General features: G+C 49.9%; 23 protein-coding genes and 1 tRNA gene. 21 read left to right on the top strand and 3 right to left on the bottom strand.

Annotated features, from left to right (window positions below; genetic code table 11):
- Window positions 1-154: 154 nt before the first annotated feature.
- On the top strand, window positions 155-3,376 hold the full coding sequence (gene carB, locus C0068_RS02925) for a carbamoyl-phosphate synthase large subunit (RefSeq protein WP_103682996.1): 3,222 nt from the start codon (window positions 155-157) through the stop codon (window positions 3,374-3,376).
- Complete coding sequence (gene greA / locus C0068_RS02920) at window positions 3,373-3,855, top strand: transcription elongation factor GreA (RefSeq protein ID WP_103682995.1); 483 nt, start codon at window positions 3,373-3,375, stop codon at window positions 3,853-3,855. The genes carB and greA overlap by 4 nt, the downstream gene beginning before the upstream one ends.
- Before the next feature lie 12 nt (window positions 3,856-3,867).
- Here greA and C0068_RS02915 read toward each other — a convergent pair whose 3' ends face one another.
- Entirely contained in the window at window positions 3,868-4,176 is a 309-nt protein-coding gene (locus C0068_RS02915) for a YhbY family RNA-binding protein (RefSeq protein ID WP_103682994.1), read from the bottom strand.
- Window positions 4,177-4,267: 91 nt separating this feature from the next.
- Between C0068_RS02915 and rlmE the strand changes: the two genes are divergently transcribed.
- From rlmE to C0068_RS02825, 18 genes are all read left to right on the top strand, one after another.
- Complete coding sequence (gene rlmE, locus C0068_RS02910) at window positions 4,268-4,891, top strand: 23S rRNA (uridine(2552)-2'-O)-methyltransferase RlmE (RefSeq protein ID WP_103682993.1); 624 nt, start codon at window positions 4,268-4,270, stop codon at window positions 4,889-4,891.
- A gap of 114 nt (window positions 4,892-5,005) precedes the next feature.
- Window positions 5,006-6,955, top strand: a complete 1,950-nt coding sequence (gene ftsH / locus C0068_RS02905) for an ATP-dependent zinc metalloprotease FtsH (protein WP_103682992.1) — start codon at window positions 5,006-5,008, stop codon at window positions 6,953-6,955.
- A gap of 7 nt (window positions 6,956-6,962) precedes the next feature.
- A complete protein-coding gene (gene folP, locus C0068_RS02900) occupies window positions 6,963-7,844 on the top strand; it encodes a dihydropteroate synthase (protein WP_103683139.1) in 882 nt (293 codons plus the stop codon).
- Complete coding sequence (glmM, locus tag C0068_RS02895) at window positions 7,837-9,171, top strand: phosphoglucosamine mutase (protein WP_103682991.1); 1,335 nt, start codon at window positions 7,837-7,839, stop codon at window positions 9,169-9,171. Before folP ends, glmM begins: the two co-directional genes overlap by 8 nt.
- A 72-nt stretch (window positions 9,172-9,243) precedes the next feature.
- Window positions 9,244-9,999, top strand: a complete 756-nt coding sequence (tpiA, locus tag C0068_RS02890; protein WP_103682990.1) for a triose-phosphate isomerase — start codon at window positions 9,244-9,246, stop codon at window positions 9,997-9,999.
- Window positions 9,999-10,379: a preprotein translocase subunit SecG gene (secG, locus tag C0068_RS02885; RefSeq protein ID WP_103682989.1), complete on the top strand. Its 381-nt coding sequence runs from the start codon at window positions 9,999-10,001 to the stop codon at window positions 10,377-10,379. The genes tpiA and secG overlap by 1 nt, the downstream gene beginning before the upstream one ends.
- A 6-nt stretch (window positions 10,380-10,385) precedes the next feature.
- Window positions 10,386-10,471: transfer RNA gene (locus C0068_RS02880), tRNA-Leu, on the top strand.
- A gap of 114 nt (window positions 10,472-10,585) precedes the next feature.
- Entirely contained in the window at window positions 10,586-12,355 is a 1,770-nt protein-coding gene (locus C0068_RS02875; protein ID WP_103682988.1) for a hypothetical protein, read from the top strand.
- A 249-nt stretch (window positions 12,356-12,604) separates the two neighbouring features.
- On the top strand, window positions 12,605-13,060 hold the full coding sequence (rimP, locus tag C0068_RS02870) for a ribosome maturation factor RimP (protein WP_103683138.1): 456 nt from the start codon (window positions 12,605-12,607) through the stop codon (window positions 13,058-13,060).
- 46 nt (window positions 13,061-13,106) lie between these two features.
- On the top strand, window positions 13,107-14,609 hold the full coding sequence (nusA, locus tag C0068_RS02865; RefSeq protein WP_103682987.1) for a transcription termination factor NusA: 1,503 nt from the start codon (window positions 13,107-13,109) through the stop codon (window positions 14,607-14,609).
- 30 nt (window positions 14,610-14,639) lie between these two features.
- The gene (gene infB / locus C0068_RS02860; protein ID WP_103682986.1) at window positions 14,640-17,444 is read left to right on the top strand and encodes a translation initiation factor IF-2; all 2,805 of its coding nucleotides are present in this window, start codon (window positions 14,640-14,642) and stop codon (window positions 17,442-17,444) included.
- Between the two features lie 28 nt (window positions 17,445-17,472).
- On the top strand, window positions 17,473-17,859 hold the full coding sequence (gene rbfA / locus C0068_RS02855) for a 30S ribosome-binding factor RbfA (RefSeq protein ID WP_103682985.1): 387 nt from the start codon (window positions 17,473-17,475) through the stop codon (window positions 17,857-17,859).
- A gap of 5 nt (window positions 17,860-17,864) precedes the next feature.
- Complete coding sequence (gene truB, locus C0068_RS02850) at window positions 17,865-18,794, top strand: tRNA pseudouridine(55) synthase TruB (RefSeq protein WP_103682984.1); 930 nt, start codon at window positions 17,865-17,867, stop codon at window positions 18,792-18,794.
- Window positions 18,795-18,935: 141 nt separating this feature from the next.
- Entirely contained in the window at window positions 18,936-19,205 is a 270-nt protein-coding gene (gene rpsO, locus C0068_RS02845) for a 30S ribosomal protein S15 (RefSeq protein WP_103682983.1), read from the top strand.
- Window positions 19,206-19,279: 74 nt separating this feature from the next.
- Window positions 19,280-21,412 carry a polyribonucleotide nucleotidyltransferase gene (gene pnp, locus C0068_RS02840; protein ID WP_103682982.1) on the top strand — a complete coding sequence of 711 codons (2,133 nt, stop codon included), beginning with the start codon at window positions 19,280-19,282 and terminating at the stop codon, window positions 21,410-21,412.
- Window positions 21,413-21,576: 164 nt separating this feature from the next.
- Window positions 21,577-22,059 (top strand): DUF3015 domain-containing protein, encoded by a 483-nt coding sequence (locus C0068_RS02835; protein WP_103682981.1) that lies wholly within the window; start codon window positions 21,577-21,579, stop codon window positions 22,057-22,059.
- 64 nt (window positions 22,060-22,123) lie between these two features.
- Entirely contained in the window at window positions 22,124-23,974 is a 1,851-nt protein-coding gene (locus C0068_RS02830; protein ID WP_103682980.1) for an Lnb N-terminal periplasmic domain-containing protein, read from the top strand.
- Window positions 23,975-23,994: 20 nt separating this feature from the next.
- Window positions 23,995-24,849, top strand: coding sequence for an alpha/beta hydrolase (locus C0068_RS02825; protein ID WP_233208714.1), 855 nt, complete (start codon window positions 23,995-23,997; stop codon window positions 24,847-24,849).
- A gap of 16 nt (window positions 24,850-24,865) precedes the next feature.
- On the opposite strand, the gene C0068_RS02820 is transcribed toward C0068_RS02825, so the two are convergent.
- A complete protein-coding gene (locus C0068_RS02820; RefSeq protein ID WP_103682978.1) occupies window positions 24,866-25,348 on the bottom strand; it encodes an FKBP-type peptidyl-prolyl cis-trans isomerase in 483 nt (160 codons plus the stop codon).
- A 111-nt stretch (window positions 25,349-25,459) separates the two neighbouring features.
- On the opposite strand from C0068_RS02820, the gene C0068_RS02815 reads away from it, so the two are divergent.
- Window positions 25,460-25,642 carry a hypothetical protein gene (locus C0068_RS02815; RefSeq protein ID WP_103682977.1) on the top strand — a complete coding sequence of 61 codons (183 nt, stop codon included), beginning with the start codon at window positions 25,460-25,462 and terminating at the stop codon, window positions 25,640-25,642.
- Between the two features lie 4 nt (window positions 25,643-25,646).
- On the opposite strand, the gene C0068_RS02810 is transcribed toward C0068_RS02815, so the two are convergent.
- A complete protein-coding gene (locus C0068_RS02810; RefSeq protein ID WP_103682976.1) occupies window positions 25,647-25,901 on the bottom strand; it encodes a hypothetical protein in 255 nt (84 codons plus the stop codon).
- Window positions 25,902-25,932: the final 31 nt, after the last annotated feature.

The following is a 25,932-nucleotide window of genomic DNA, read 5'->3' as shown; positions in this document are numbered from 1 at the left end:
CCTTGCGGTTTTGTAAGCGGTTTTTGTTGGTCCGGCGTCGGAAGTCTGATGTCGGATGAGAAAACCCAATACTGCGCCCGACTTTAGCGTCCGACGTCCAGCTTCCGACGTCCGACTTTTTGTAACGAAGCACAGAGTCAGATGATTAGAACTTATGCCAAAAAGAACTGATATTCAAAGCATCCTTATCCTCGGTGCTGGCCCGATTGTTATCGGTCAGGCTTGTGAGTTTGATTATTCCGGTGCGCAGGCGTGTAAGGCCTTGCGGGAAGAAGGTTACCGAGTGATTTTGGTTAACTCCAACCCGGCGACCATCATGACCGACCCTGCTATGGCCGATGCCACTTATATTGAGCCGGTGGTGTGGGAGACGGTTGCTAAGATTATTGAAAAAGAGCGCCCAGACGCGATTCTGCCTACGATGGGTGGTCAGACTGCCTTGAACTGCGCTTTAGACTTGGATCGCGAGGGTGTGCTTGCCAAGTATGGCGTTGAAATGATTGGCGCGACGAAAGAAGCCATCGATATGGCGGAAGATCGCCAGCTATTCGACGAGGCAATGAAGCGTATCGGTTTAGAGACGCCAAATTCCGCCATTGCCCATAGCATGGAAGAGGCCTTGCAGGTTCTGGATACCATCGGTTTTCCCGCGATTATTCGCCCCAGCTTCACGATGGGTGGCTCGGGTGGTGGTATTGCCTATAACAAAGAAGAATTTGTTGAAATTTGTACCCGCGGTCTCGATCTGTCGCCGACCAATGAGCTCTTGATCGATGAGAGCTTGATCGGGTGGAAAGAGTTCGAAATGGAAGTTGTGCGTGATAAAAACGACAACTGCATTATTGTTTGTTCTATCGAAAACTTTGACCCAATGGGTGTGCATACAGGTGACTCCATCACGGTTGCGCCGGCACAAACCCTAACCGACAAAGAATACCAAATTATGCGTAATGCCTCTTGTGCGGTATTGCGTGAGATCGGTGTTGAAACCGGCGGTTCTAACGTGCAGTTTGGTATGGAGCCGCACACTGGGCGCTTGGTCGTTATTGAAATGAATCCGCGGGTGAGTCGCTCATCTGCGCTGGCCTCTAAGGCGACGGGCTTCCCAATTGCCAAGGTGGCTGCCAAATTGGCAGTTGGCTATACCCTCGATGAGCTGCAAAACGATATTACTGGCGGTGCGACACCGGCTTCGTTTGAGCCTGCTATCGACTATGTGGTTACCAAAATACCGCGCTTTACCTTTGAGAAATTTGGTGAAGCCCAGACTCGTTTGCACACTCAAATGAAGTCGGTCGGCGAAGTTATGGCTATCGGTCGTACCTTCCAAGAGTCGCTGCAGAAGGCCTTGCGTGGTCTTGAGGTTGGCTCGGCTGGTTTTGAGCATCAAATTGATGTGGATCGCGACGATGCGCGGGACGTATTAATCGCTGAATTAACCAACCCTGGCCCTGAGCGTATTTGGTTTGTTGCCGACGCTTTCCGTGCCGGCATGAGCGTTGAAGAAGTATTTGAGCACTCGTGGATTGATCCCTGGTTCCTTGTTCAGATCGAAGACATTGTTAAGACTGAAAACTCGCTGAAAACCTTGACCCTCACTGATATCAGTAGAGATTTAATGTGGCGCCTAAAGCGCAAGGGTTTCTCGGATCAGCGTTTAGCGGTATTGCTTGCGGTAAGTGAGAAGCAGCTGCGTACTCTGCGTCAAAGCTTGGATGTTCGCCCAGTTTATAAGCGGGTTGATACTTGTGCGGCGGAGTTTTCTACGTCTACGGCGTATATGTACTCCACCTATGAAGAAGAGTGCGAATCGCAACCATCTGACCGCGAGAAAATTCTTGTTATCGGTGGCGGCCCTAACCGGATTGGTCAGGGTATCGAATTCGATTACTGCTGTGTACACGCGGCTCTGGCAATGCGTGAAGACGGCTACGAGACCATTATGGTCAACTGTAATCCAGAGACAGTATCAACGGATTACGATATTTCAGACCGTTTGTATTTCGAGTCTGTGACCTTGGAAGACGTGTTGGAAATCGTCGCAAAAGAGCAGCCAAAGGGTGTTATTGTCCAGTTTGGTGGTCAAACGCCGCTGAAATTGGCCCGTGATCTTGAGGCGGCGGGTGTGCCGATTATCGGCACGTCACCAGATGCTATCGACCGCGCAGAAGATCGCGAGCGTTTCCAGCAAATGATTGAGCGTCTCGAATTAAAGCAACCCCCAAATACCACTGTGCGCTCAGAAGAGGCTGCGTTGCTAGCGGCGGCAAAAATCGGTTACCCACTAGTTGTGCGTCCATCTTATGTTTTGGGCGGACGGGCTATGGAAATTGTCTATAAAGAAGACGAATTGCAGCGCTATATGCGTGAAGCGGTGCGGGTATCGAATGAGTCACCGGTGTTGTTGGATCACTTCTTAAATGCCGCTGTTGAGGTTGATCTCGATGCGGTGTCAGATGGCAAGCAAGTTGTGATCGGCGCAATCATGCAGCATATCGAACAAGCGGGTGTTCACTCTGGTGATTCGGCCTGCTCCTTGCCGCCGTATTCACTGTCGGCCGACGTGCAGGATCGTATGCGCGAAATTGTTAAAGCAATGGCGCTAGAGTTGGGCGTTGTTGGTTTGATGAACGTGCAGCTTGCGGTGCAAGACGGTGAGATATACGTGATTGAGGTGAACCCTCGCGCATCGCGTACCGTACCTTTTGTGTCTAAATGCATTGGTGTGTCGCTGGCAAAAGTGGCGGCGCGTTGCATGGCGGGTACGAGCCTAGAGGCGCAAAACTTCACTACTGAAGTTATTCCTAAGTACTTTTCGGTGAAAGAGGCGGTTTTCCCGTTTGCCAAATTCCCTGGTGTTGACCCTATTCTCGGGCCAGAAATGAAGTCGACCGGTGAGGTTATGGGCTTGGGCGAAACCTTTGCTGAGGCCTTTGCCAAGGCCGCGGTGGGTGCTGGTGAAGTATTCCCGACTAGCGGTCATGCATTTATCAGCGTCCGCGATCCAGATAAAGAGGGCGCAATTGCGGTGGCTAGCCAATTGGTTGAGCATGGCTTTACCCTGTGCGCGACCCGTGGCACTCATAAAGTGTTAACGGCGGCGGGCCTGTCTTGTCAGCGCGTGAACAAAGTGCTGGAAGGGCGCCCTCATATTGTCGATATGGTGAAAAACGGCGATATCGATTTAATAATAAACACCACCGAAGGTAAGCAAGCTATTGCCGACTCATCGCTGATTCGTCGAAGTGCTTTGGTTAATAAGGTGAGTTACACCACTACACTTGCTGGGGCCGAAGCAATTTGTCAGGCTATTGCCTTTGGTGAAGAAAAAACAGTGCGTCGTTTACAGGACGTACATGAGGGTATTATGCAATGAATCAGGTGCCAATGACGGTTGCCGGCGAAAAAGCGCTGCGTGATGAATTAAAGAATTTAAAATCGGTAGAGCGCCCTCGCATTACTCAGGCGATAGCAGAGGCGCGTGCCCACGGCGATTTAAAAGAGAACGCGGAATACCATGCTGCACGCGAGCAGCAGGGGTTTTGCGAAGGGCGAATTCAAGAAATCGAAGGTAAGCTAGCCAGTGTGCGGGTGATTGATATCACAACGATTCCCTACACAGGAAAAGTGATTTTTGGTGTTACCGTAACGCTGATCAATTGCGAAACCGATGAAGAGGTGACCTACCGTATCGTTGGTGAAGATGAGGCTAGTGTGAAGGCAGGTAAAATTTCTGTGACTTCGCCAATTGCCCGCGCCTTGATCGGTAAAGAAGAGGGTGATGTCGCTTTGGTGGCTGCGCCTGGCGGGACTATTGAATACGAAATCGACAAGGTGCAACACCTCGCCGAGTAATTCCGTTTTAGCCTAGGCCCGAAGCAGATTAGATAGCTTTGGGTTAGGCTTTTTGGCTGGTCGGTAAATCAGTGCGATCTTGCCGATAGCTTGTACCAATTGCGCCTTGTGGGCTGCACAGAATTGATCAATTAAAGCTCGGCGCTCTGCTGGTTCAGCTATATTTACTTTAACTTTAATGAGTTCGTGATCGTCTAATGCGCGGTCAATCTCGGTCATCACGCCTTCGCTTAAGCCGCGATCTGCGATCATCACAACGGGGCTGAGTTTGTGACCGATGCTGCGGAGGTGTTTTTTATCGCTGGCGCTGAATTTGGACATAATATTACTAAACCGAAAAAGGCGTGGCCGAGTATTTTACTCGAAAGGCGCTTGCGCTGAAATATGAATTCTCGCTATTAAGGGAGCTGGCGTGGTTAAACGTACAGGATCAAGCGGCGCGTGGATGAAGGAACATTTTGACGATCACTACGTCAAAATGGCCCAGAAAGAGGGTTATCGTTCGCGGGCTTGCTATAAGTTGCTGGAAATACAGGAAAAAGACCGCCTGTTTAAGCCAGGTATGAGCGTGGTCGATTTAGGTTGCGCCCCTGGGGGCTGGTCGCAGGTTGCGGCTATGTTAGTGGGGCACAATGGCCAAGTACTGGCATCTGATATTTTAGAGATGGATACCCTTGCCGGTGTTGAGTTTATACAGGGTGATTTTACCGACGAAGAGGTCTTTAATGAGTTAATGGCTTTTTTGGGGAATCAAAAGGCAGACCTTGTAATTTCAGATATGGCCCCCAATATGAGTGGTATGAGAGATGTCGATCAACCACAGTCTATGTATTTGTGTGAGTTGGCGCTGGACATGGCAATCTCCGTGCTGAGGCCCGGCGGTGGATTTGTCACCAAGATATTTCAGGGGGAGGGCTTTGATGAGTATATGCGCCTTCTTCGTGAGCATTTTAGTAAGGTAGTAACCCGCAAGCCGGCTGCGTCAAGGCCGAGATCGCGGGAGGTTTACCTAGTAGCCACTGGTCTGCGCGGCTAATTATTGCGTAGAGGGTGCCCAATTAATGTAGTAGAGTGGGCAAGTATTGGGGGCGATTTCCCCGTTTTGTGTACTATGCGAACAGAGTAGCGTGAGGATCGGTTTTTGAACGATATGGCTAAGAATTTACTGTTGTGGCTGGTTATTGCTGCTGTCTTGTTGACGGTATTCAATAATTTCAGCGTCCAGTCACCTACTGAGCAGCTTAATTACTCGCAGTTCATAACCGAAGTGCAGAATGAGCGTGTTCGCAAAGTTGTTATTGATGGCTTGGTGATTAGCGGTGAGCGCAATGACAATAGCCGTTTTGAAAGCGTGCGGCCGCTGCTCGACGATCCAAAATTAATCGACGATTTGTTACAGCACAATGTTGTGGTTGAGGGTACCAAACCAGAGCGCCAGAGCTTGTGGACCCAGTTGCTGGTAGCCAGCTTCCCGATTCTGATTATTCTTGCCATTTTTATGTTTTTTATGCGCCAAATGCAGGGCGGCGCTGGTGGTGGCAAGGGCGGCCCGATGGCCTTTGGCAAAAGCAAGGCGCGGCTATTAAGTGAAGATCAAATTAAAACCACCTTCGCCGATGTGGCGGGTGTTGATGAGGCCAAAGAAGACGTTCAGGAACTAGTAGAGTTTCTGCGCGACCCAGGTAAGTTTCAGCGTTTGGGTGGTCGTATCCCCCGTGGCGTATTGATGGTGGGCCCGCCAGGTACTGGTAAAACGCTGTTGGCAAAAGCTATTGCCGGCGAAGCGAAAGTGCCATTTTTCTCTATCTCGGGTTCTGACTTTGTTGAAATGTTTGTCGGTGTCGGCGCTTCGCGGGTGCGTGACATGTTTGAGCAAGCAAAAAAGCAGGCGCCCTGTATTATCTTTATCGACGAGATTGATGCGGTAGGTCGTCATCGTGGCGCAGGTATGGGCGGCGGTCACGATGAGCGTGAGCAAACGCTAAACCAATTATTGGTAGAGATGGATGGATTTGAGGCAAATGACGGCGTTATTGTTATTGCTGCCACTAACCGCCCAGACGTACTTGACCCAGCGCTACTGCGTCCGGGCCGCTTTGACCGTCAGGTAGTGGTCGGCTTGCCGGATATTCGTGGTCGCGAGCAAATCCTAAAAGTTCATATGCGTAAATTGCCGCTGGGTGATGATGTTGAGGCATCGATTATTGCGCGCGGCACCCCCGGTTTCTCGGGTGCAGATTTGGCTAACTTGGCGAATGAGGCAGCGCTGTTCGCTGCGCGCAGTAATTCGCGTTTGGTTAGCATGGCGCAATTCAATCTTGCGAAAGATAAAATCATGATGGGCGCTGAGCGCAAATCGATGGTGATGTCAGACAAAGAGAAATTAAATACTGCCTATCATGAAGCGGGCCATGCCATTGTTGGTCGCACTGTGCCTGAGCATGATCCAGTTTATAAGGTGAGTATTATTCCGCGCGGCCGCGCCTTGGGTGTGACGATGTTCCTGCCAGAAGAGGATCGCTACAGTTTGAGCCGCAGGCATATTACCAGTCAGATTTGCTCGCTATTTGGCGGTCGAATCGCAGAAGAAATGACCTTGGGGCCAGATGGTGTAACCACTGGCGCCTCTAATGATATTCAGCGCGCGACTGATATTGCCCGCAAGATGGTCACCAAGTGGGGTCTATCTGACAAGATGGGGCCGCTAATGTATGACGATGCCGAGGAAGAAGTGTTTCTTGGTCGTTCAGCGGGTCAGCAAGGCAAAAGTTTTTCTGGCGAAACCGCTAGGCAGATCGATGAAGAAGTTCGGCGCATTATTGACGAGTGTTATGAAAGTGCGCGGAAAATTCTTGAAGAACATCGCGGCAAGCTAGATGTTATGGCGGATGCCTTGATGATGTATGAAACCATCGATGCGAAGCAGATAGACGATATTATGGCGGGCCGCACTCCGCGCAAACCTGCTGGCTGGGATGACGACGATCGTCGTGGTGGTCATAAGGCAGATGCTGCTGAGAGTGATGTTGACGCTGGGCCTAGCGATGATAAAAAGAATCGTCCAGAAGATCCTTTTGTTGGCTCGGTGAGTGATCACTGAGTTTGCAATGAACCCCTTTGTAAGCAAATCGCCACCGCAGCTTCGCTGCGGTGCTCGCTTGTTGGATTTAAGTGAGCCAAAGGTGATGGCGATTATTAATGTTACCCCTGATTCATTTTCCGACGGCGGTGTATTTCACGCCGGCTGCGTCCTGCTGGAAAAAGTACTGCGCCGAGTCGATGAGGTGTGCCAGCAGGGGGCTGCGCTGGTCGATATAGGTGGCGAATCAACAAGGCCGGGTTCTAAGCCAGTTACTCCTGAGGAGGAGTGCGAGCGGGTGCTGGCGGTGGTTGAGGCCATCGCCCAGCGTTTTGACACTATTATTTCCGTCGATACTAGCACACCGCAGGTAATGCGCGGCGCGGCCCAATTGGGTGCGGGATTGATTAATGATGTGCGTGCATTATCGCGGCATGGTGCGCTGGATGCCGCTGCAGAAACAGGATTGCCAGTGTGTTTAATGCATATGCAGGGCGAGCCTAGTTCAATGCAGGAAAGCCCAAGCTACCAAAATATTTATGATGAGGTTGCGGCGTTTTTAGAAAGCCGCGTAGCTGCGTGTGTTGCTGTCGGTATCCCGCAGGAGCAGGTATTGCTCGATCCTGGTTTTGGTTTTGGTAAAACCGTGGCGCATAATCTGGAATTATTTCGTCGCTTACCGAGTTTTATGGAAATGGGATTTCCGGTATTGGTTGGGGTTTCAAGAAAATCAATGTTGGGTGCGCTTACCGGCCGAGCGGTGGATGAGCGGCTAGCGGCGAGTGTTGCGATGGCGGCGATGGCGGTAGAGCGCGGGGCGCATATTCTTCGAGTCCATGATGTTAAAGAAACCGTCGATGCGGTAAAACTTGCAAGCGCAGTGAAGTCTGAGAATAGTAATAATGACTAGAAAATATTTCGGCACCGATGGTGTGCGCGGTCGCGTTGGCGAAGGTGCAATCACCCCAGAGTTTGTCTTGAAATTGGGTTGGGCTGTGGGGCAGGTGTTTGCCCGCGAAGGCCGAAGCAAGGTGTTAATCGGCAAAGATACCCGCATTTCAGGCTATATGTTTGAGTCTGCATTGGAGGCGGGGCTGGTTGCGGCTGGCGTTGATGTTTTGTTATTGGGGCCGATGCCAACGCCGGCAATTGCCTATTTAACAAGAACATTTCAGGCGCGCGCGGGGATCGTGATCAGCGCGAGCCACAATCCTTATTACGATAATGGGATTAAGTTTTTTTCCGCTGACGGCACAAAATTACCCGACGAGCTAGAGATCGCGATTGAAGAAGCTATTGATGTCAGTATGACGACGGTCGAGTCTGCAAAACTGGGTAAGGTGCGTCGTATTGATGACGCTGCAGGGCGCTACATTGAATACTGTAAGTCTACTGCTCAGACTGGCTTGTCGCTGGCGGGATTAAAAATTGTTTTGGACTGCGCTAACGGTGCGACCTATCACGTTGCTCCTGCGGTTTTTGCGGAGCTGGGGGCGGAGGTTGTGGTCATGGGCGCATCGCCCGATGGCCTTAATATTAATGCTAAGGTTGGCTCTACCCACCCTGCTGATATGCAGGAGCGGGTGGTTCAAGAGTGCGCGGATTTTGGTATAGCCTTTGACGGTGATGGCGATCGTGTTGTATTCGCGGACGCCTCCGGTGAATTGGTGGATGGCGATGAGTTGCTGTATATCATTGCGGCGGAACAGCTTCGTCGCGGCGAGCGCTGTGACGGTGTTGTCGGTACCTTGATGTCAAATCTTGGTTTTGAGCTTGCTATAAAGGCTCTTGGTATTTCCTTTGAGCGCGCTCAAGTTGGCGACCGCTATGTAAAAGAGCGAATGAATGCTCTGGGTTGGCAGCTTGGAGGGGAAAACTCCGGGCATATTATATGCGGTGATGTGAGTACCACGGGCGACGGTATTGTGGCTGCGTTAAAAGTGGTTCAGGCGGTGAAGGCAAGTGGCAAGAGTTTGTTTGAATTGCGTAAGCCGGTAAAAAAATTCCCGCAAATTATGCAGAATATTCGTATACAAAAACCGATGGACCTCAATGATTCGGAATTGCGCGCAGCGGTAGGGCAAGTTGAGCTGGAATTAGCGGGTCGAGGCAGGGTATTATTGCGCGCCTCAGGCACCGAGCCCTTGGTGCGCGTTATGGTTGAGGGTGAGAATAGTGCCCAGGTCGCTGACTTGTGCCAGCGCCTGACAGACAAGGTGCAAAAGCTTTCATCATAAGTGGTGGCTGTTCTTGTATGTATTTATAAGTTTATGTAAGATTGGCGCCCATTTTGCGCTAAGGGAAATGGCATGCGGAGTAATCTCGTAGCAGGAAACTGGAAAATGTGTGGCGATAGCGCCAGCATTGAAAAGTTGGTGGCGGAATTAAGAACGTCACTACCTGCGGAGCCGGGAGTTGATATCGCTGTTTTTCCTCCCTCGGTGTATTTAGCGCAGGTGCTAACAGGTTTGAGCGGTTCGCCGGTTGCTGTTGGTAATCAGAATGTGTGTGATCAAGCGGATGACGGTGCATTTACGGGTGAGGTGTCTGCCTCTATGTTGGCAGATGTCGGTTGCCGTTATGTCATTGTTGGTCACTCTGAACGCCGTGCCTTATACGGCGAAACCAGCGAGCAGGTTGCGCAAAAAGCCAAGCAGGCATTGTTGCGTGGGTTGATACCTCTGGTGTGTGTCGGTGAAACCGAAATGCAGCGTGATGAAGGTGCAACCCTAGAAGTAATTTCAGCCCAACTTAAGCCGATTTTTTCGGCTTTAAGTGTAGAGCAGCTGCAGTCAACCGTGGTTGCATACGAACCAGTTTGGGCGATTGGTACAGGTAAGACGGCAAGTCCTGCCCAAGCTCAAGAAGTGCACGCGTTTATACGTGCGCTGTTTGCAAAGCAAAGTGAGCAATTGGCGAAGGGGTTGCGAATTCTGTACGGCGGCAGTGTTAAGGCTGCTAATGCAGGTGAATTGTTCGCTCAGGCGGATATTGATGGCGGTTTAGTTGGTGGTGCGTCACTTGATGCACAGGAATTTTCCGCAATATGTCGGGCGGCGGAGTAATGGAACAGATTATTTTAATCGTACACGTGTTGGCTGGTCTTGCCATAATTGGCTTGATTTTAGTTCAGCAAGGTAAAGGCGCAGATATGGGGGCTTCGTTTGGCTCTGGTGCGTCACAAACTTTATTTGGTAGTAGCGGTAGCGGTAATGCATTAACGCGGGCCACGGCAGTTTTGGCTACCTTGTTTTTTATTACTAGTTTGTCTCTTGCCTATGTTGCTAAGCAGCGCAGCGGCATTGACGAAGATATTATCGATGTGCCGGTGTTGCAGGAAAGTCGCGATGTTGCGCCAGTAGGTGACGACAGCATGCCTTCGCAAGCGGGTGGTGTTGAGTCAGATATGCCGGCGCCAAGTGATATGCCGGCAGCAGCCGAGTAAAAATTTGCCGAAGTGGTGGAATTGGTAGACACGCCATCTTGAGGGGGTGGTGAGCATAGCTCGTGCGGGTTCAAGTCCCGCCTTCGGCACCAAAAAATGAAAAGGGGATCTGCTTTGCAGATCCCCTTTTTTATTGTCTTTCTGTTTTAGATCGATAAGTATATTCAAAAGGATGTTGGACATGACGATTGAAAGGGATGTGAGATATGAGCACTGGGAGTGCGCAGGGAGCTTTACGCGGTGGGCAGGCTAATCGGGAGTTTCGTCCTAGAATTTCTCCAGATATTTCAGCGGAGCTTTTGGATTTAGATCCTCTGTTGAATGCGAAGTGGCAGTTTACTGTCAGCGCGGCGTTTAAAAAGCTGAGCGGTGAGGAGCGCAAATACGCCTACTATCGTTATCTGGCACCAAAAGGGATAAGGATTGATACCGAAAATAAGCGCCTTACCTTTGCAGGCCGGCCGAGTCTGACAGAAATTAAAGGGAAGTTGGGTTCTTCAAAGCTGATCGCCATCGCGAATAAGTTAGAGGGAGTGTTGACGACTTTAAGTGATTTGCGTGATGCGATTCCCTATGTCGATTTACTTGAGGCGAGCCTCTCCCTGGTTAATGATTTCCATCCCGAAGAGGATCTGCAGCAGATTCGCCTAAAACGTGCCTTGCGGCAGGCCTTTTTGGATGAGCTAGTGATCTTGACGCGGTCTGCGCCGATGCTTGTGCCTACGACGCATAGAGGGCTTAGTTCTGGTGCGGTGCGCGATTTCGTGATTGAGGTCTACCTTAAGCAGCAAATGTTGGGCTATCGCTTTCGGGTGCGGCCGGCGGAAGAGTTGAAACTTCACGCGAATGCATTTATTCGGAATGAAATTGCAGGTGAGGCCTGTGTTCGGCAGTGTGAGTTTGTGTCCTGCGAGCGATATCTGTTTTTAATTGGGCCGGTAAAAAGTTTTTCCCTTAACCCTTATTCAGCGCGCCGATTTTTGCATGAGGATGTGTTGTTGAATGGTACTGCTGTTTTTTTTAACGGCATGGCGATTCCGTTTGTCTCCCTGGATAAGCCCGAAATTTTAAAGCACTTGTCGTGGTCTCTCAGTCGCGTTGTTACGGTGGAGCGTCAGGTAAGTGCTGGAGTTATGGCGATTATGGATGCGGCGCACAAGATGCGCGCTGAGCTGTTGCTTCCCTTGCTGGCGGAAGATATCGCTGCTGACGGCGCCGGCTATGGTATGGCGGTTGCTGGTAAGCTAAAGGTGTTTGAGGAGCTGCTGGTCAATAATGTCTTGGTCAAATTGCCACAGGCCCTGCGTGTTTTTGCGAGAACAAACGACGACCACGACTATTTGTTTTTTAATTTGCGCAGCTATTTTCTCCAGCTGGCGGCGGACATTCGCGATTTTAGTAGTCGATCCTCCTTGCTATTGAGTGATTCAGTAGAGGAGTTGGAGTTACGTATACTGAGTTATCTGCGTTTGCTAGAAAAGCGGCGAGATAAGGTTTTCTCCCTTGGTTTGCGAGAAGACCCGTCGGCATTAGATGATGCTAAATTGCCATTGCAAGAGTTTAGGGCCTTGGTGAAAGCATTTGTGCCGAAGGCTCGTCAGCTCGTGCAAAAACGGCAGCAAATACAGGAGGAGCTGTTGGCGCCTTCTGGTGGGCTGGGGCGCTTATTGGAGAATACGTTTAACCGAGCGGAAAAGCGCGGTCTCGCACTTGAGCGCTTGGAGCGTGATCTGGCTCTGCAAAAGAAGCAGTGTTTAGTTGGTTTGATTCGCATATGTAAGCGCTATCCGGAGCTAACGGTATATTTGGAGTTGGAGGAGCTGGTGGTGGCCGATGAGGCGCAGCGCAGGTATGCGCTGCCCGCAGGGCAGGATGGTTTGGCTCAGCTGCCAAGGTTGGTGAGCTTGTGGGAGGATCAGCTGGCTTTTGACTTTGAGATTATCGCGGAGCGCTTAGGTGTTGTTCTAAATATATAGGCGGGCGGCGCTCGAGGGCGAGGACTTACCTTGACCTGCGCGCGCTTGGCGAATATAATGCGCCTCCTGATATGGGGTGGCAGCAACGGTTTTAAGGGCTTCCTCTGAGCGTAGGGTGACTTCGCTTTATATTGATCAGAAGTTTTTAGAAGCCCCTTCCATAGGGGCTTTTTCGTATCGCTAAAGGGCGTGCGTCAAAGAATTTCGATGGTGGGCCTTGGGCCCATTTTTTATTGGTGGGTAGTGAACTTGTCCAACAAGACCGTCAAGTTAGAAGAATTATTGCGGCCGGGGGTGGAAGCTCTCGGCTATGAGCTATGGGGCTTGGATTACCAGTCTCATGGCCGTCACACCATGCTGCGTGTGTATATTGATAGCGAAAATGGCATTGGTGTTGATGACTGTGCAAAGGCAAGTCATCAGATTAGTGGTGTCATGGATGTTGAAGACCCTATTGCGGGCGAGTACAACCTTGAGGTGTCGTCGCCAGGAATGGACAGACCGTTGTTTACTCTGGCGCAGTTTGAGAAGTATATAGGTAGTGATGTAAGTGTTCGTTTACGCACCTCGTTTGACGGACGGCGTAAATTTCTTGGTCGCCTGATGGGGATTGAGGATGGTGATGTAGTGGTGATGGTTGAGGAGCATGAATATTTGCTTCCCTTCGATCAGATTGATAAAGCGAATGTCGTGCCTCGGTTTTAATCGGGGTTAATGATTTCAAATAGCCGGCTGCGGAAAGAGGCGGATAATGAGTAAAGAAATATTGCTGGTAGTTGAGGCCGTATCGAACGAAAAAGGTGTTTCTAAAAGCATTATTTTCGAAGCGATTGAACAGGCATTGGCAACAGCCGCCAAAAAGCGTTATGACGAAGACTCTGAGATTCGTGTGGTGATTGATCGCCATACTGGAGATTATCAGACCTTTCGCAGTTGGTTAGTTATGCCTGATGACGAGATGGCGCTGCTAGGTACTCAGCTCACCATTGAAGAGGCGCATGAATACAGCGCTGATTTAAAAGCGGGCGACACCTACGAAGAGATCGTTGAAAACGTTGGTTTTGGTCGTATTGCAGCGCAAACCGCTAAGCAAGTTATCGTGCAAAAAGTACGTGAAGCAGAGCGCGCACAAATTGTTGATGAATATCGCGAGCGTGTCGGTGAGCTGATTAATGGCACCGTTAAGAAAGTGACGCGTGACAGTATTATCGTCGATTTAGGTAATAACGCAGAAGCGCTATTGCCGCGCGAAGAATTGGTTGGTCGCGAAGTGTTTCGGATCAATGATCGGGTTCGCGCCATTTTGGCAGACGTTCGCCCGGAGGCTCGCGGCCCACAATTGTTTTTGAGTCGCGCTTGTCCAGAAATGCTCATAGAGCTGTTTAAAATTGAAGTGCCCGAAGTTTCTGAAGACGTTATTGAAATTCGTGCCGCTGCCCGCGATCCAGGTTCACGGGCAAAAATTGCTGTAAAAACCAATGACGGCCGTATTGATCCTGTTGGCGCTTGTGTTGGTATGCGTGGTTCGCGTGTGCAGGCGGTGTCGGGCGAGCTGGGTAATGAGCGTGTTGATATTATTTTGTGGGACGACAATCCAGCCCAGCTAGTTATTAATGCAATGGCGCCCGCTGAAGTTGAGTCTATTGTTGTCGATGAAGACACCCACACGATGGATGTTGGTGTGGCGGATGACAATCTTGCCCAAGCAATTGGTCGCGCAGGTCAAAACGTTCGTCTTGCCGGTCAGTTAACTGGCTGGACTATCAATGTGATGAGCATTGAAGAAATGGGCGCCAAGCACGAGCAGGAATCTGGACAAGTTATTAGCTATTTTGTTGATGCCCTAGATGTTGGTGAAGACATAGCTGAAGTGTTGGTGGAAGAAGGCTTCACAACCTTGGAAGAGGTTGCCTACGTACCGCTTGAAGAAATGATGTCTATCGAAGGCTTTGACGAAGAGCTCGCGCAAGAACTGCGCGCTCGCGCTAAAGATGCTTTATTGACTCAAGCGATAGCCAGTGAAGAAAAATTAGATAGCGCCGAACCGGCTGAAGACCTGTTAACAATGGAAGGTATGGAGAGGCATCTTGCTTTTATCCTTGCTAGCCGTGGCGTTGTAACGATGGAGGATCTGGCCGAGCAGGCTGTTGAAGATCTTCTCGACATTGAAGACATGACTGAAGAACGGGCTGGTGAGTTAATTATGACTGCCCGTGCTCCGTGGTTTGCAGACGAAGACGAATCTGCAAAATAAGCGAGTCGTACCGTTTAGGGAGAATGATGAATGGCTGAAGTTACCGTGAGCCAGCTTGCCGAAGTCGTTGGCGCGCCTGTAGAACGATTATTGCGACAAATGAAAGAAGCGGGGCTGTCTCACAGTGCTGCTGGGCAAGTTGTGTCTGATGAAGACAAGCAAACTTTGCTGACTTTCCTAAAGCGGAGCCACGGAGAATCAGCCGAGGCCCCGCAGAGAATTACCCTTAAGCGCAAGACGCTAAGCACACTGAAAACAGGGTCTGGTGCGGGGAAGAAGACAGTTAATATTGAGGTTCGTAAAAAGCGAACCTATATCAAACGTGATCCAGCGGAAATGGCCGCAGAAGCTGCGGCGGAAGAGCGTGCTCGCGCTGATGTAGAGCAAAGCGAAGAAGCGGTTAGCGCCGCTGAGGTCAAGCTTGATGCTGCCGTAGAAGCTGCTCCCGAGCCTGTTGCTGAAGTTGCAAAAGAAGAGCCGGCCGAGGTGGTTGTTGAAGAAAAAGCGCCAGAGCCTAAGCTTGAGAAAGAACCTGAGCCCGAGCCTGAACCTGCGCCAGTCGTTGAAGAAAAAGCGCCAGAGTTGGCTGAAAAAGAGCCTGTTGTTGAGGTGCCTACCGCCGCGCCAGCGAATAAAACAGATGAGTACAAAGAAATTGTTGAGGACGTTTTAGACGTCGACCCTGAAGTGCTTCGTCAGCGCGCTATTCTGCGCCGCAAGGAAGAAGAGAAGCGCGTTCAAGAGCGCCGCGCTGAAGCGCTAGCCGACAAGAAGCGTGATGAAGAGCGCCGTAATGCTAAGGCGAAGGTGAAAGCACCGGCCGCAGCAGCACCTGCCGCGAAAGATTCTGGCAATGATGGTGCAGAAAAGCCTGCCCCTCGTCATCACCGTCGCGCAGCGCCAAGTGATGCTGGAGCAGATGATGACCGTCCACGTCGTAAAGGTGGAAAGTCTCGCGGCAATAAGCGCGACGATATGGATGGTTCAGGTTCATTTGGTGGTCGCCGCAAGAAGAAGACCCTGAAGCTGCCTGATGATGCGCAGCGTCATGCATTCCAAGCGCCGACAGATAAGATTGTTTATGCCGTTAATATTGGTGAAACCACCACCGCGGCAGAGCTTGCGCAGCAGATGAAAGTTAAGGCGGCGGAAGTTATAAAAGAAATGATCAAGATGGGCATGATGGTTACCATTAATCAGCCTATAGACCAAGAAACAGCGCAGTTAGTCGTTGAAGAAATGGGCCACACAGTTAAGTTGGTTTCTGAAGACGCAGTTGAAGAGGCGCTTGAGGAAACCTTGGGTGCGCGTGGCGAAGGTACCATGATGACTCGCGCTCCAGTTGTTACCGTTATGGGTCATGTAGACCACGGTAAAACATCGTTGCTTGATTATATTCGTAAGACTAAGGTTGCCAGCGGTGAGGCGGGTGGTATTACCCAGCATATTGGTGCTTACCACGTTGAAACCGGTCACGGCATGATCACCTTCTTGGATACCCCAGGTCACGCTGCATTTACTGCCATGCGTGCGCGCGGTGCCAAAAGTACCGACATCGTTATTTTGGTTGTCGCGGCAGATGATGGCGTGATGCCGCAAACCGAAGAGGCAGTAGCTCACGCGAAAGCGGCGGGTGTGCCTCTGGTTGTTGCGGTAAACAAGATGGATAAAGAAGGCGCTGATCCTGATCGCGTTAAGAATGAGCTGTCTGCGAAAGACGTTATTTCTGAAGAGTGGGGCGGTGATACTCAGTTTGTGCATGTATCTGCGCACACTGGCGAAGGCATCGATAAGTTGCTAGACGCAGTTCTGCTACAAGCGGAATTGCTCGAATTGAAAGCTGCGGCAGATTTGCCAGCGCAAGGTTTGGTTATTGAATCTCGCCTAGACAAGGGCCGCGGTGCTGTCGCTTCGCTACTGATCCAAAGCGGTACTTTACGTCAGGGCGATATTGTATTGGCGGGCCAGTGTTCTGGTCGTGTACGTGCCATGCTTGACGAAAATGGCAAGCCAGTTAAAGAGGCTGGTCCCTCAATTCCTGTTGAAATATTGGGTCTTGATGGTACGCCAGATGCCGGTGATAGCTTTGTTGTGGTTGAAAACGACAAGCGCGCTCGTGAAGTTGCCGATTTCCGCCAAGTGCGTGACCGTGAACAGCGTATCAAGCGTCAGCAAGCGGCCAAGTTGGATCGCATGTTTGAAAGCATGGAATCTGCTGAGCGCCGTATTTTGAACGTGGTACTTAAGACGGATGTGCGCGGTTCTTTAGAAGCTCTGCAAGCGTCGTTGATGGATATTGGTAACGACGAAGTTAGCGTTAATATCGTATCTGCCGGTGTTGGTGGTATTACAGAAACCGATGTAAACCTAGCATTGACCTCTGGTGCGGTAATGTTTGGTTTTAATGTGCGGGCGGACGCAAGTTCGCGCAGATTGGCTGAAAACGAAGGTGTTGATCTTCGTTACTACAGCGTTATTTACGATGTTATCGACGATGTCACTGCGGCACTAACGGGTATGTTAAGTCCTGAAATGCGCGAAGACATTGTGGGTGTTGCCGAAGTGCGTGACGTATTCCGTTCGCCTAAGTTTGGTGACATTGCCGGTTGTATGGTTATTGAGGGTACGGTTTATCGTAGCAAGCGAATCCGTGTTCTGCGCCAAGATGTCGTGATCTATGAAGGCGAGCTGGAATCTCTGCGCCGCTTTAAAGATGATGCTAATGAGGTTAAGAATGGCCTTGAGTGCGGTATCGGCGTTAAGAACTACAAAGATGTACGCCCCGGTGACAAGATCGAAGTGTACGAAGTGAAGGAAATTGCACGCAGCCTGTAAGGGCTGACGTTGCGGAGTAGCGAGTCAATTGAAAGAGTTTAGCCGTACAGCGCGGATAGCGGATTTTTTAAAGCGAGAGCTGGGTAGTTTTATCCAGAAGGAGCTGCGGGATCCGCGTCTTGGCATGGTCAGTGTTATCGATGCGCAGGTCAGTCGTGACTTAAGCCATGCCAAGATTTACGTCACGGTTATGGGTAAAAATACGGCGGAAGAGGCCAAAGAATCGTTAGCTGTGTTAAATAAGGCTTCGGGTTTTTTGCGCAGCCAAGTCGCTAAAATTAACAATGCTCGTACTACTCCGCAGCTTCGTTTTTATTACGATACCAGTGTTAATCGCGGTCAACATATCAGTAAACTTATTCAAGATGCGGTTGAAGCTGATCGCAGCCGTCACGCGGATGACGACGGGGAATAATTGTTTTGGCAAGACGTCGTAAAGGCCGGTCAGTTGACGGCATTTTGGTCTTGGATAAGCCTCAAGGCCGCTCCTCTAATGGTGCGATGGTCACCACTCGGGCAATTTTTAATGCCAGTAAAGCTGGGCATACCGGCGCCCTAGATCCGTTGGCCACCGGTGTGCTACCAATTTGCTTTGGCGAGGCGACCAAATTCTCTCAGTTTTTGTTGGATGCTGATAAAGAATATCGCAGCCACTTTGTTTTTGGCCAGCAAACCGATACGGGTGATGCTGAAGGTTCGGTGTTGGCAGAGCTTGATGCGTCTAGCCTCACATCCGCTGAGCTTGAGTCCCATATTTCAAAACTGCGCGGTGACATATTGCAGGTGCCGCCCATGTATTCGGCACTTAAGCGCGACGGCAAACCTTTATATGAATTGGCCCGCAAAGGCATAACGGTTGAGCGCGCGGCGCGGCCGGTGAGCATTCACGAGTTTGAATTAGAGTCATTTACGCCGGGTGCTTTAGCGGTTGCTGTGGTGCGGGTGCGCTGCAGTAAGGGAACTTATATCCGTTCTCTTGCAGAGGATTTAGGGGCAGCAATAGGCTGTGGTGCGCATGTTGCTAGTCTGCGACGCTTGCAGGCGGGACCTTTTGTGGAAGCACAGTCGGTATCGACCGAGACGTTACAGGCCCTTCGTGATGCAGAAGATTTCGAAGCATTAGATAGCTTATTGTTACCAATAACCGACGCGCTTGCTCATATCCCCCAGCTTAGCTTGGGTGAGACCGCCGCTTACTACTTATTGCAGGGGCAGGCGGTGCAGGTATCCGGTGCGCCGACCTCTGGCACGGTGGTTTTGCTTGCCGAGGATAGAAAATTCCTCGGAATTGGTGAAATTTTAGACGATGGGCGTGTTACACCTCGTCGTTTGCTCTCAACTGTGGGATAATGCGCGGCTGAATTTGTGCCGGTATCTCGGTAAAAGGAAAAAGAAGGTCGTGGCAAAGTGCCATTCCTTCCGAACCCGACTGTAAATATGCACGGTCAGGCTCGATTTATAAACGCATATTCGTAATGAGGAAGAAAGAAGATGGCATTATCTGCTATTGAGAAAGCTGATGTTGTTAAGGACTACCAGACTGCTGAAGGTGACACTGGTTCTCCAGAAGTACAGGTTGCATTGTTAACTGTTAACATCAATAAACTACAAGGCCACTTTGAAGGCCACAAAAAGGATCACCACTCACGTCGTGGTTTGATTCGGATGGTAAACCAACGTCGTAAACTGTTGGATTACTTGAAACGCAAAGACCAAGAGCGTTACAGCAAATTGATCAAACGTCTAGGTCTGCGTCGCTAAAACAAGAATAAGTGAGGGGGCCTTAGTGGCCCCCTTATTACTTTATATAACCCTTATTTGGGAGGAATTACTCCGTGAATCCCGTTACTAAAACATTCCAGTGGGGCAGTCAGACTGTCACCTTGGAGACTGGCCGTATCGCGCGTCAGGCGACTGGTGCAGTATTGGTTACTATCGATAATACGCAAGTGCTGTGTACTGTAGTTGCGGCAAAAGCAGCTAAGCCTGGTCAAGACTTTTTCCCACTGTCGGTGCACTACCAAGAGCGTACATACGCTGTTGGTAAAATCCCAGGTGGATTCTTTAAGCGCGAAGCCCGCCCTTCAGAGAAAGAGACCTTAACCTCGCGCTTGATCGATCGCCCGATTCGTCCATTGTTTCCTAATGGCTTCCAGAACGAAGTACAGGTTATCTGTACTGTTATGTCTGCAGACAAAGAAAACGATCCAGATATTGCAGCGTTAATTGGTACGTCGGCGGCATTGGCTATTTCAGGTGTACCTTTTGCTGGTCCAGTCGGCGCTGCTCGCGTTGGCTTTACTGCTGAAGACGGCTATATCCTTAACCCAAGTTTTGCACAGCTAGAAAGCAGCCTTTTAGATATGGTTGTTGCTGGCACGCAGGACGCGGTATTGATGGTTGAGTCTGAAGCTCAGCAGTTAACAGAAGATCAAATGTTGGGCGCGGTATTGTACGCCCATCAAGAAATGCAAGCTGCTGTACAGGCAATCAAAGAGCTAGCAAGCGAAGTGGGCAAGCCAACATGGGATTGGCAGCCACAGGAAGAAAATACCGCATTGCTTGGTGCAGTTGCAGCTGGTTACAAAGCCGGTTTGGGTGATGCTTACCGCGTTACTGATAAAATGGAGCGCTATGCCAAAGTTGGTGAATTGCGTAACCAAGCTATCGAAGAATTGGCAACGGGCGAAGACGCTCAATACAGCGCTGACGATGTTCGCGGTGTATTCGCTAAGTTAGAAAAGCAAATTGTTCGTCAGCGTATTTTGAACGGCGAACCGCGTATCGATGGCCGCGATGGTCGCACTGTACGTCCTATTAATGTTGAAGTTGGCGTATTGGGTAAGGCTCATGGTTCAGCGCTATTTACCCGTGGTGAAACTCAGGCGATTGGTGTTGCTACTTTAGGTACAACTCGCGATGCGCAATTTATTGATGCTTTGGCGGGTGAGTTTAAAGATAACTTCATGCTGCACTATAACTTCCCTCCCTACTCAGTAGGTGAGTGTGGTCGTATGGGCAGTACTGGTCGTCGCGAAATCGGTCATGGCCGTTTGGCGCGTCGCAGTTTAGAGGCAGTGTTGCCAAGCGCTGAAGAATTTCCGTATACCATCCGTGTAGTATCAGAAATTACTGAATCAAACGGTTCAAGCTCAATGGCATCGGTATGTGTTGGCAGCTTGTCGCTGATGGATGCGGGTGTTCCACTAAAGGCGCCGGTTGCTGGTATTGCAATGGGTCTGGTTAAAGAAGGCGAGCGTTTTGCTGTTTTAACCGACATCCTTGGTGATGAAGATCACTTGGGTGATATGGACTTTAAAGTTGCTGGTACTGCTGATGGTGTTACCGCGCTGCAGATGGATATCAAGATCGAGGGTATCACCCAGAAGATCATGGAAGTCGCACTTGAGCAGGCACAGCAAGCTCGTCTGCATATCCTTGGCCAAATGAATCAGGTTCTCGCTACCTCGCGTAGCGGTGTTTCTGATAACGCGCCAAGCATGCATGTGATGAAAGTTGATTCCGATAAAATCCGCGACATCATCGGTAAAGGCGGCGCTACTATTCGCAGCATGTGCGAAGAAACTGGTGCGCAAATCGATATCGAAGACGACGGTACAGTTCGCGTTTACGGCTCTGATGCAGCCTCTCGCGACGATGCGGTAAATCGCATTTTGGCGATCACCGCCGAAGCGGAAGTGGGCGCGGTGTATACCGGTAAGGTTGCTCGTATCGTAGATTTCGGCGCCTTCGTCACAATCCTGCCAGGTAAAGACGGCCTTGTTCACATCTCTCAGATTTCTGATGAGCGTGTAGAGAACGTTAGCGACTACCTGACTGAAGGCCAAGATGTTCAGGTTAAAGTACTGGATGTTGACGCTCGTGGCCGTATCAAGCTGTCTATTAAAGAAGCGATAGCTGATAACGCTGAAGTTGTAGAAGCGCCAAGCGAGCAAGATGCCGAATAAGGTGTTTTGAGCGTAGATCTAATGAACCCCGCCTAGTGCGGGGTTTTTTTTGCACGGAATAGGCAACTAAATACGATCTGATTTGAAATATGTCGTAGACAGCATATTGAACTGTGCTAATCTTTGGATGCTGTTTAATATTATAAATTTACGAGGGAATGACAATGAAAAAACTGTTTATTGCGTCTGCTGTCCTGGCTTGTTCAAGTGCATCTTTTGCAGTTGCGCCGGGTGGACCAAACTGTGGCTGGGGTAATATGTTATTTGCAGGTCAATCAGGCCTACCTTCGCATCTTGTCGCGTCGATTACCAATGGCACATCTGGTAACAATACATTTGGTATGACGTCTGGCACTAATGGCTGTTCTGCTGATGGCACATTGACCTACGGCGGCAAGAAAATGGTAAACGTTGGCGCTATCATGGATGAGTTTTCTGAAGATGTGGCTCGTGGTGATGGCGAAGCGCTTACTGCTGTAGCGGTGTCTTTAGGTGTTAGCGCAGAAGATCGTCCAGCATTTAAAGAAAGCCTTCACAACAATTTCGATTTATTATTCCCTTCGGCAGATGTACAGGCTGACTCAGTTATGGCGTCTATCGTGGCCATTATGAAGCAAGACCAGCGCCTAGCTAAATACGTTTCGTAAATTGCTGTTGATTTACTAGCGTTCTTAACGGCCCTTCGGGGCCGTTTTGTTGCAGAGATAAAAAATGTTTGTACTACGTATGACTGTGCTAACTCTGTTGTTAAGCGCATCGTTGCCAAGCTATGCACAAAACTCTGTTGATATAGGGCAATTAGCTGCCACACCGATGTGGCGAGCACTGTTACATATTCCTAGAAGCACTTCCTTTTCAATTAATGAGCCAGCCAGCTATGTCGATGATCCGCGCTTCTTTATCGACAGAAATGAAATATTCAGTCGCGAGGGCGAGTTAAGTGCCACGCTGGAAGCTTTCCAGTTAAATCCCATAAGTACTGCTTGTCGCTTTCCTGCACGTTATCTTTGGTTGCAATCGCAAAATATTCTGCCAGCGGGATTACTATCTGAGTGCGCGGAGTATATGGAGTGGCGTGAAAAAATTGACGTTGAGCGGGTGGTCTTGGTTCTGGCTGCTAGCTACTTGAATAGCCCATCATCAATGTATGGTCATACTTTTTTGCGCTTAGACCCCGCAGGAGAAAGGGGCGAAAGCGCGTTCTTGTCCTACGCTTTAAATTTTGCAGCCAGTATTCCGCCAGGTGAAAATGGGATGCTATATGCATACCGTGGGATTCTTGGGGGTTATCCCGGCCTGTTTAGTATGCAGCCTTACTATGAAAAAATTCAGGAATACAGTCGTTTAGAGAATCGCGATATATGGGAATACCCTTTGAGTATGAATGCAGCACAAATCGACATGCTGTTAGCTCATACTTGGGAGTTGCGGGATATTAATTTTGATTATTATTTCTTTGATGAAAACTGCTCGTTCCGTTTATTAGAATTATTGGAAGTTGCATTTCCAGATTTAGATTTAACCTCACCATTTGCTCATGCGGCAATGCCAGTGGATACGGTACGTGAAGTAGTAGAAAGTGGAATAGCTGAGCAACCAAGGTATCGTGCGTCAAAACGTATAGAGCTCGAAGCGGTATTGGCAGAATTAGACGCCGCTCAAAAGGCGATGGTAATTCGTTTGGCGACGGCTGAAAGCCAGCTAAAACATCCCGATTATCTGGCATATAGTGCTGATCAGCGCCAGTTGTTAGCAACGGCGGCATACCGCTATTTACGGTATATCAGCAATCGTGAAGAACGTAGTCCCGCGCAGGCAAATAGGAGTCTGGCCTTATTGCGAGAGATGCAGTCCTATGGTCCCAGAGCTGTTCGCCAGATTGAAATGCCGGGGCGGCCAGATCAAGGTCACCCAACCTCAATGCTGAGTCTAAGCGGAGGTAGCAGCGAAGATCGACAATATGCGGATATGGAATGGCGCATTAGCTACCACGATGCGCTGGATTCTGTCGCAGGTTATCCCGAGGGCGCGACCTTGATGATGGGCCGGCTTAAGCTGCGTTGGCGAGATGGGGACACTTTGCAATTGCAAGGCTTTGATCCAATAGCGATTCGATCCTTGGCACCTAGAGATGCATTTTTTAAACCCATTAGTTGGCAGGTTAACGCGGGTTTAGAGCGCTTAGAGAATATTGAGGAAAGCATGGTCGCACGGGTGAGCGGTGGTGCTGGCGCTAGCGTTAATTTCTTAAAGGGAGTTGCTTATGGGCTTCCCGGTTTGCGCTTGGAACACAATGACGATGCTGAGGACCCGTGGCGAATTGCGGCGCAGATTAATGTTGGTCAGCTATGGCAAGGCAATGTGTGGGCGACAGAATTGCGAGCTAGTTATATCGATTTTGGTGGCGGTGATGATATTGGTCGAGGCGTGCGGCAAAGTGCCTATTTAGGTATTAATCGGGTCCTTTCCGCTAATCAAGCTATGCGTTTAAGCTTGGAGTATCGCAAGGAATTTGGTTTGGAATCGACGGCTGCGGAATTGGCATGGCGTCACTATTTTTAAAATCTAGGAAGATCCATCGATTGTTGATATTAAGACTGTTATTGCTATTGCCGCTACTGACACTGAGCGGCTGTGAAGGTCTGCTATTTTTTCCGCAGCAGCAGATGCTTCGCACGCCAGCAGATGTGGGATTGCGATACCAAGATGTTGTTATTCCTAGCAGCGATGGTGCACAGATACATGCTTGGTGGCTCCCCGCGATCGGTAAGGCAGAGGCGACGGTGTTGTTTGCACACGGTAATGCGGAAAATATTAGTACCCATTTGGCGAGCGTATATTGGTTACCCGCACAAAATGTGAATGTATTGCTAATTGATTACCGTGGCTACGGTCAGTCTAGTGGCGTACCCAGTATTGCTGGGGCTCAAGATGATATTGTTGCAGGCTTGCGTTGGTTAAGCGAACTTAAGCCTCTAGAAGGCGAGGCGCCGGTCATTGTGCTCGGGCAAAGTATTGGGGCTAGTCTTGCGGGTGTTGCGGTTGCGAGGGTAAAGAGTGAGTTTAGCTGTTTGGCTGGGGTAGTGCTTGATGCTGGGTTTACAGGCTACGCTGATATTGCCAAAAAAGTCGCTGCAGAGAGTTGGCTGACATGGTTATTTCAATACCCGGCGTATTGGGCGATGCCTGATGGCGACGATTTGGTGGATGAGATTGCTAACCTTGCACCTTTACCGCTGTTGCTAATACATGGCGAACGGGATGCGATTGTTCCCTATGCGCATGCAGGACGGTTGCTGGCCGCAGCAAGGGAGCCCAAACGTTTAGTCAGTTACGACGGTGGGCATATTGATACCTTTGCAATGGCCGAAAATCGTAAAGTGGTGTTGGCGTTTATTCGCGATGCGAGTGAGGCATGGCGCGCATCGCGAATGTAGAGCAGCTCTAAGGTGCTTAGTGCTGATGTCCGCCTTCGCCATGAGCGTGACGGTGGCGAATTTCTTCGTCGGTGGCGTCGCGAATATCTTTGATAAGAATTTTAAAGCTGAGGGTTTGTCCAGCAAGTGGGTGGTTTAGGTCTACATCGACTGAAAACTTGCCGACTTTTATGACGGTTGCATTGCGCATGCCCTTGTCGGTATTAAAGCGCACGGCTTGACCGACTTTCATTTTACCTTCGTGTTTTAAGTATTTGGCGGGGATGCGCTCGGTTTTATTTGGTTCAATGTGGCCGTAAGCGTCTTGAGGGGGCAGAGTTACTTCAAACTCGTCGCCAACGGTGTGGCCGGCCATCGCTTTTTCTAAGCCGCTGATAATATTTTCGGCGCCATGCATATAGAGGCTTGGCGTATCGTTAAAATTGTCTTCTAGCACGGCGCCGTCACTATTACTGAGTTGGTAGTGGAATGACACGACTTTATTGCGGCTGATTTCCATGATGCTCCCTCGTTGCGTTCTGATATCGCGCAGCTATCTCAAGGCGCGTATAGTAATCGCGAATTCCACGCAGTGGTAGGGCGTTGTAGTAAATCTGACAGGAGAGTTGCTATGGGCGATGTATTGCCCTTTAAGCGAAAACCGCCACAGGGTAAAACTGCAAGTACTTTGTGTCGTGAAGGCTTTCACAAGTGGCGTGTCGACAAGGCAAAAAAGTTTGATGTGAAGCTGGGGAAATTAATTACGGTCTACGTGTGTGAGCGTTGCGGTGATAAGAAAATCACCGCGCATTAGACATTTAGTGGTGTTCGCCAGTGTTGATTTCGTCACTGATAAGCGCGAGCCAGTTTTGCGCCTCGTCTAGGCCCTCAACAGCTTTGACGACACAGGCGATACCCAATAAATGTTCTTTTAGCAGTTTTCGCATTGGAAGATCGAGTTCTTGGGCTTGTTCTTGTAGAAACAAGAAGGCCTGTGCGCTAACGTCATCAATATGCATTTGCTGCGTATCTTGGCGATATTCTGATAGGCTTACTACTTTTTGCGCAGTCATGTCGGATCTCCTTTGATCAACGTGGAGCCAG

The organism is Zhongshania marina (assembly GCF_002915595.1).
GTDB lineage: Bacteria > Pseudomonadota > Gammaproteobacteria > Pseudomonadales > Spongiibacteraceae > Spongiibacter > Spongiibacter marinus_B.
This window is presented reverse-complemented; position numbering and strand designations above follow the sequence as displayed.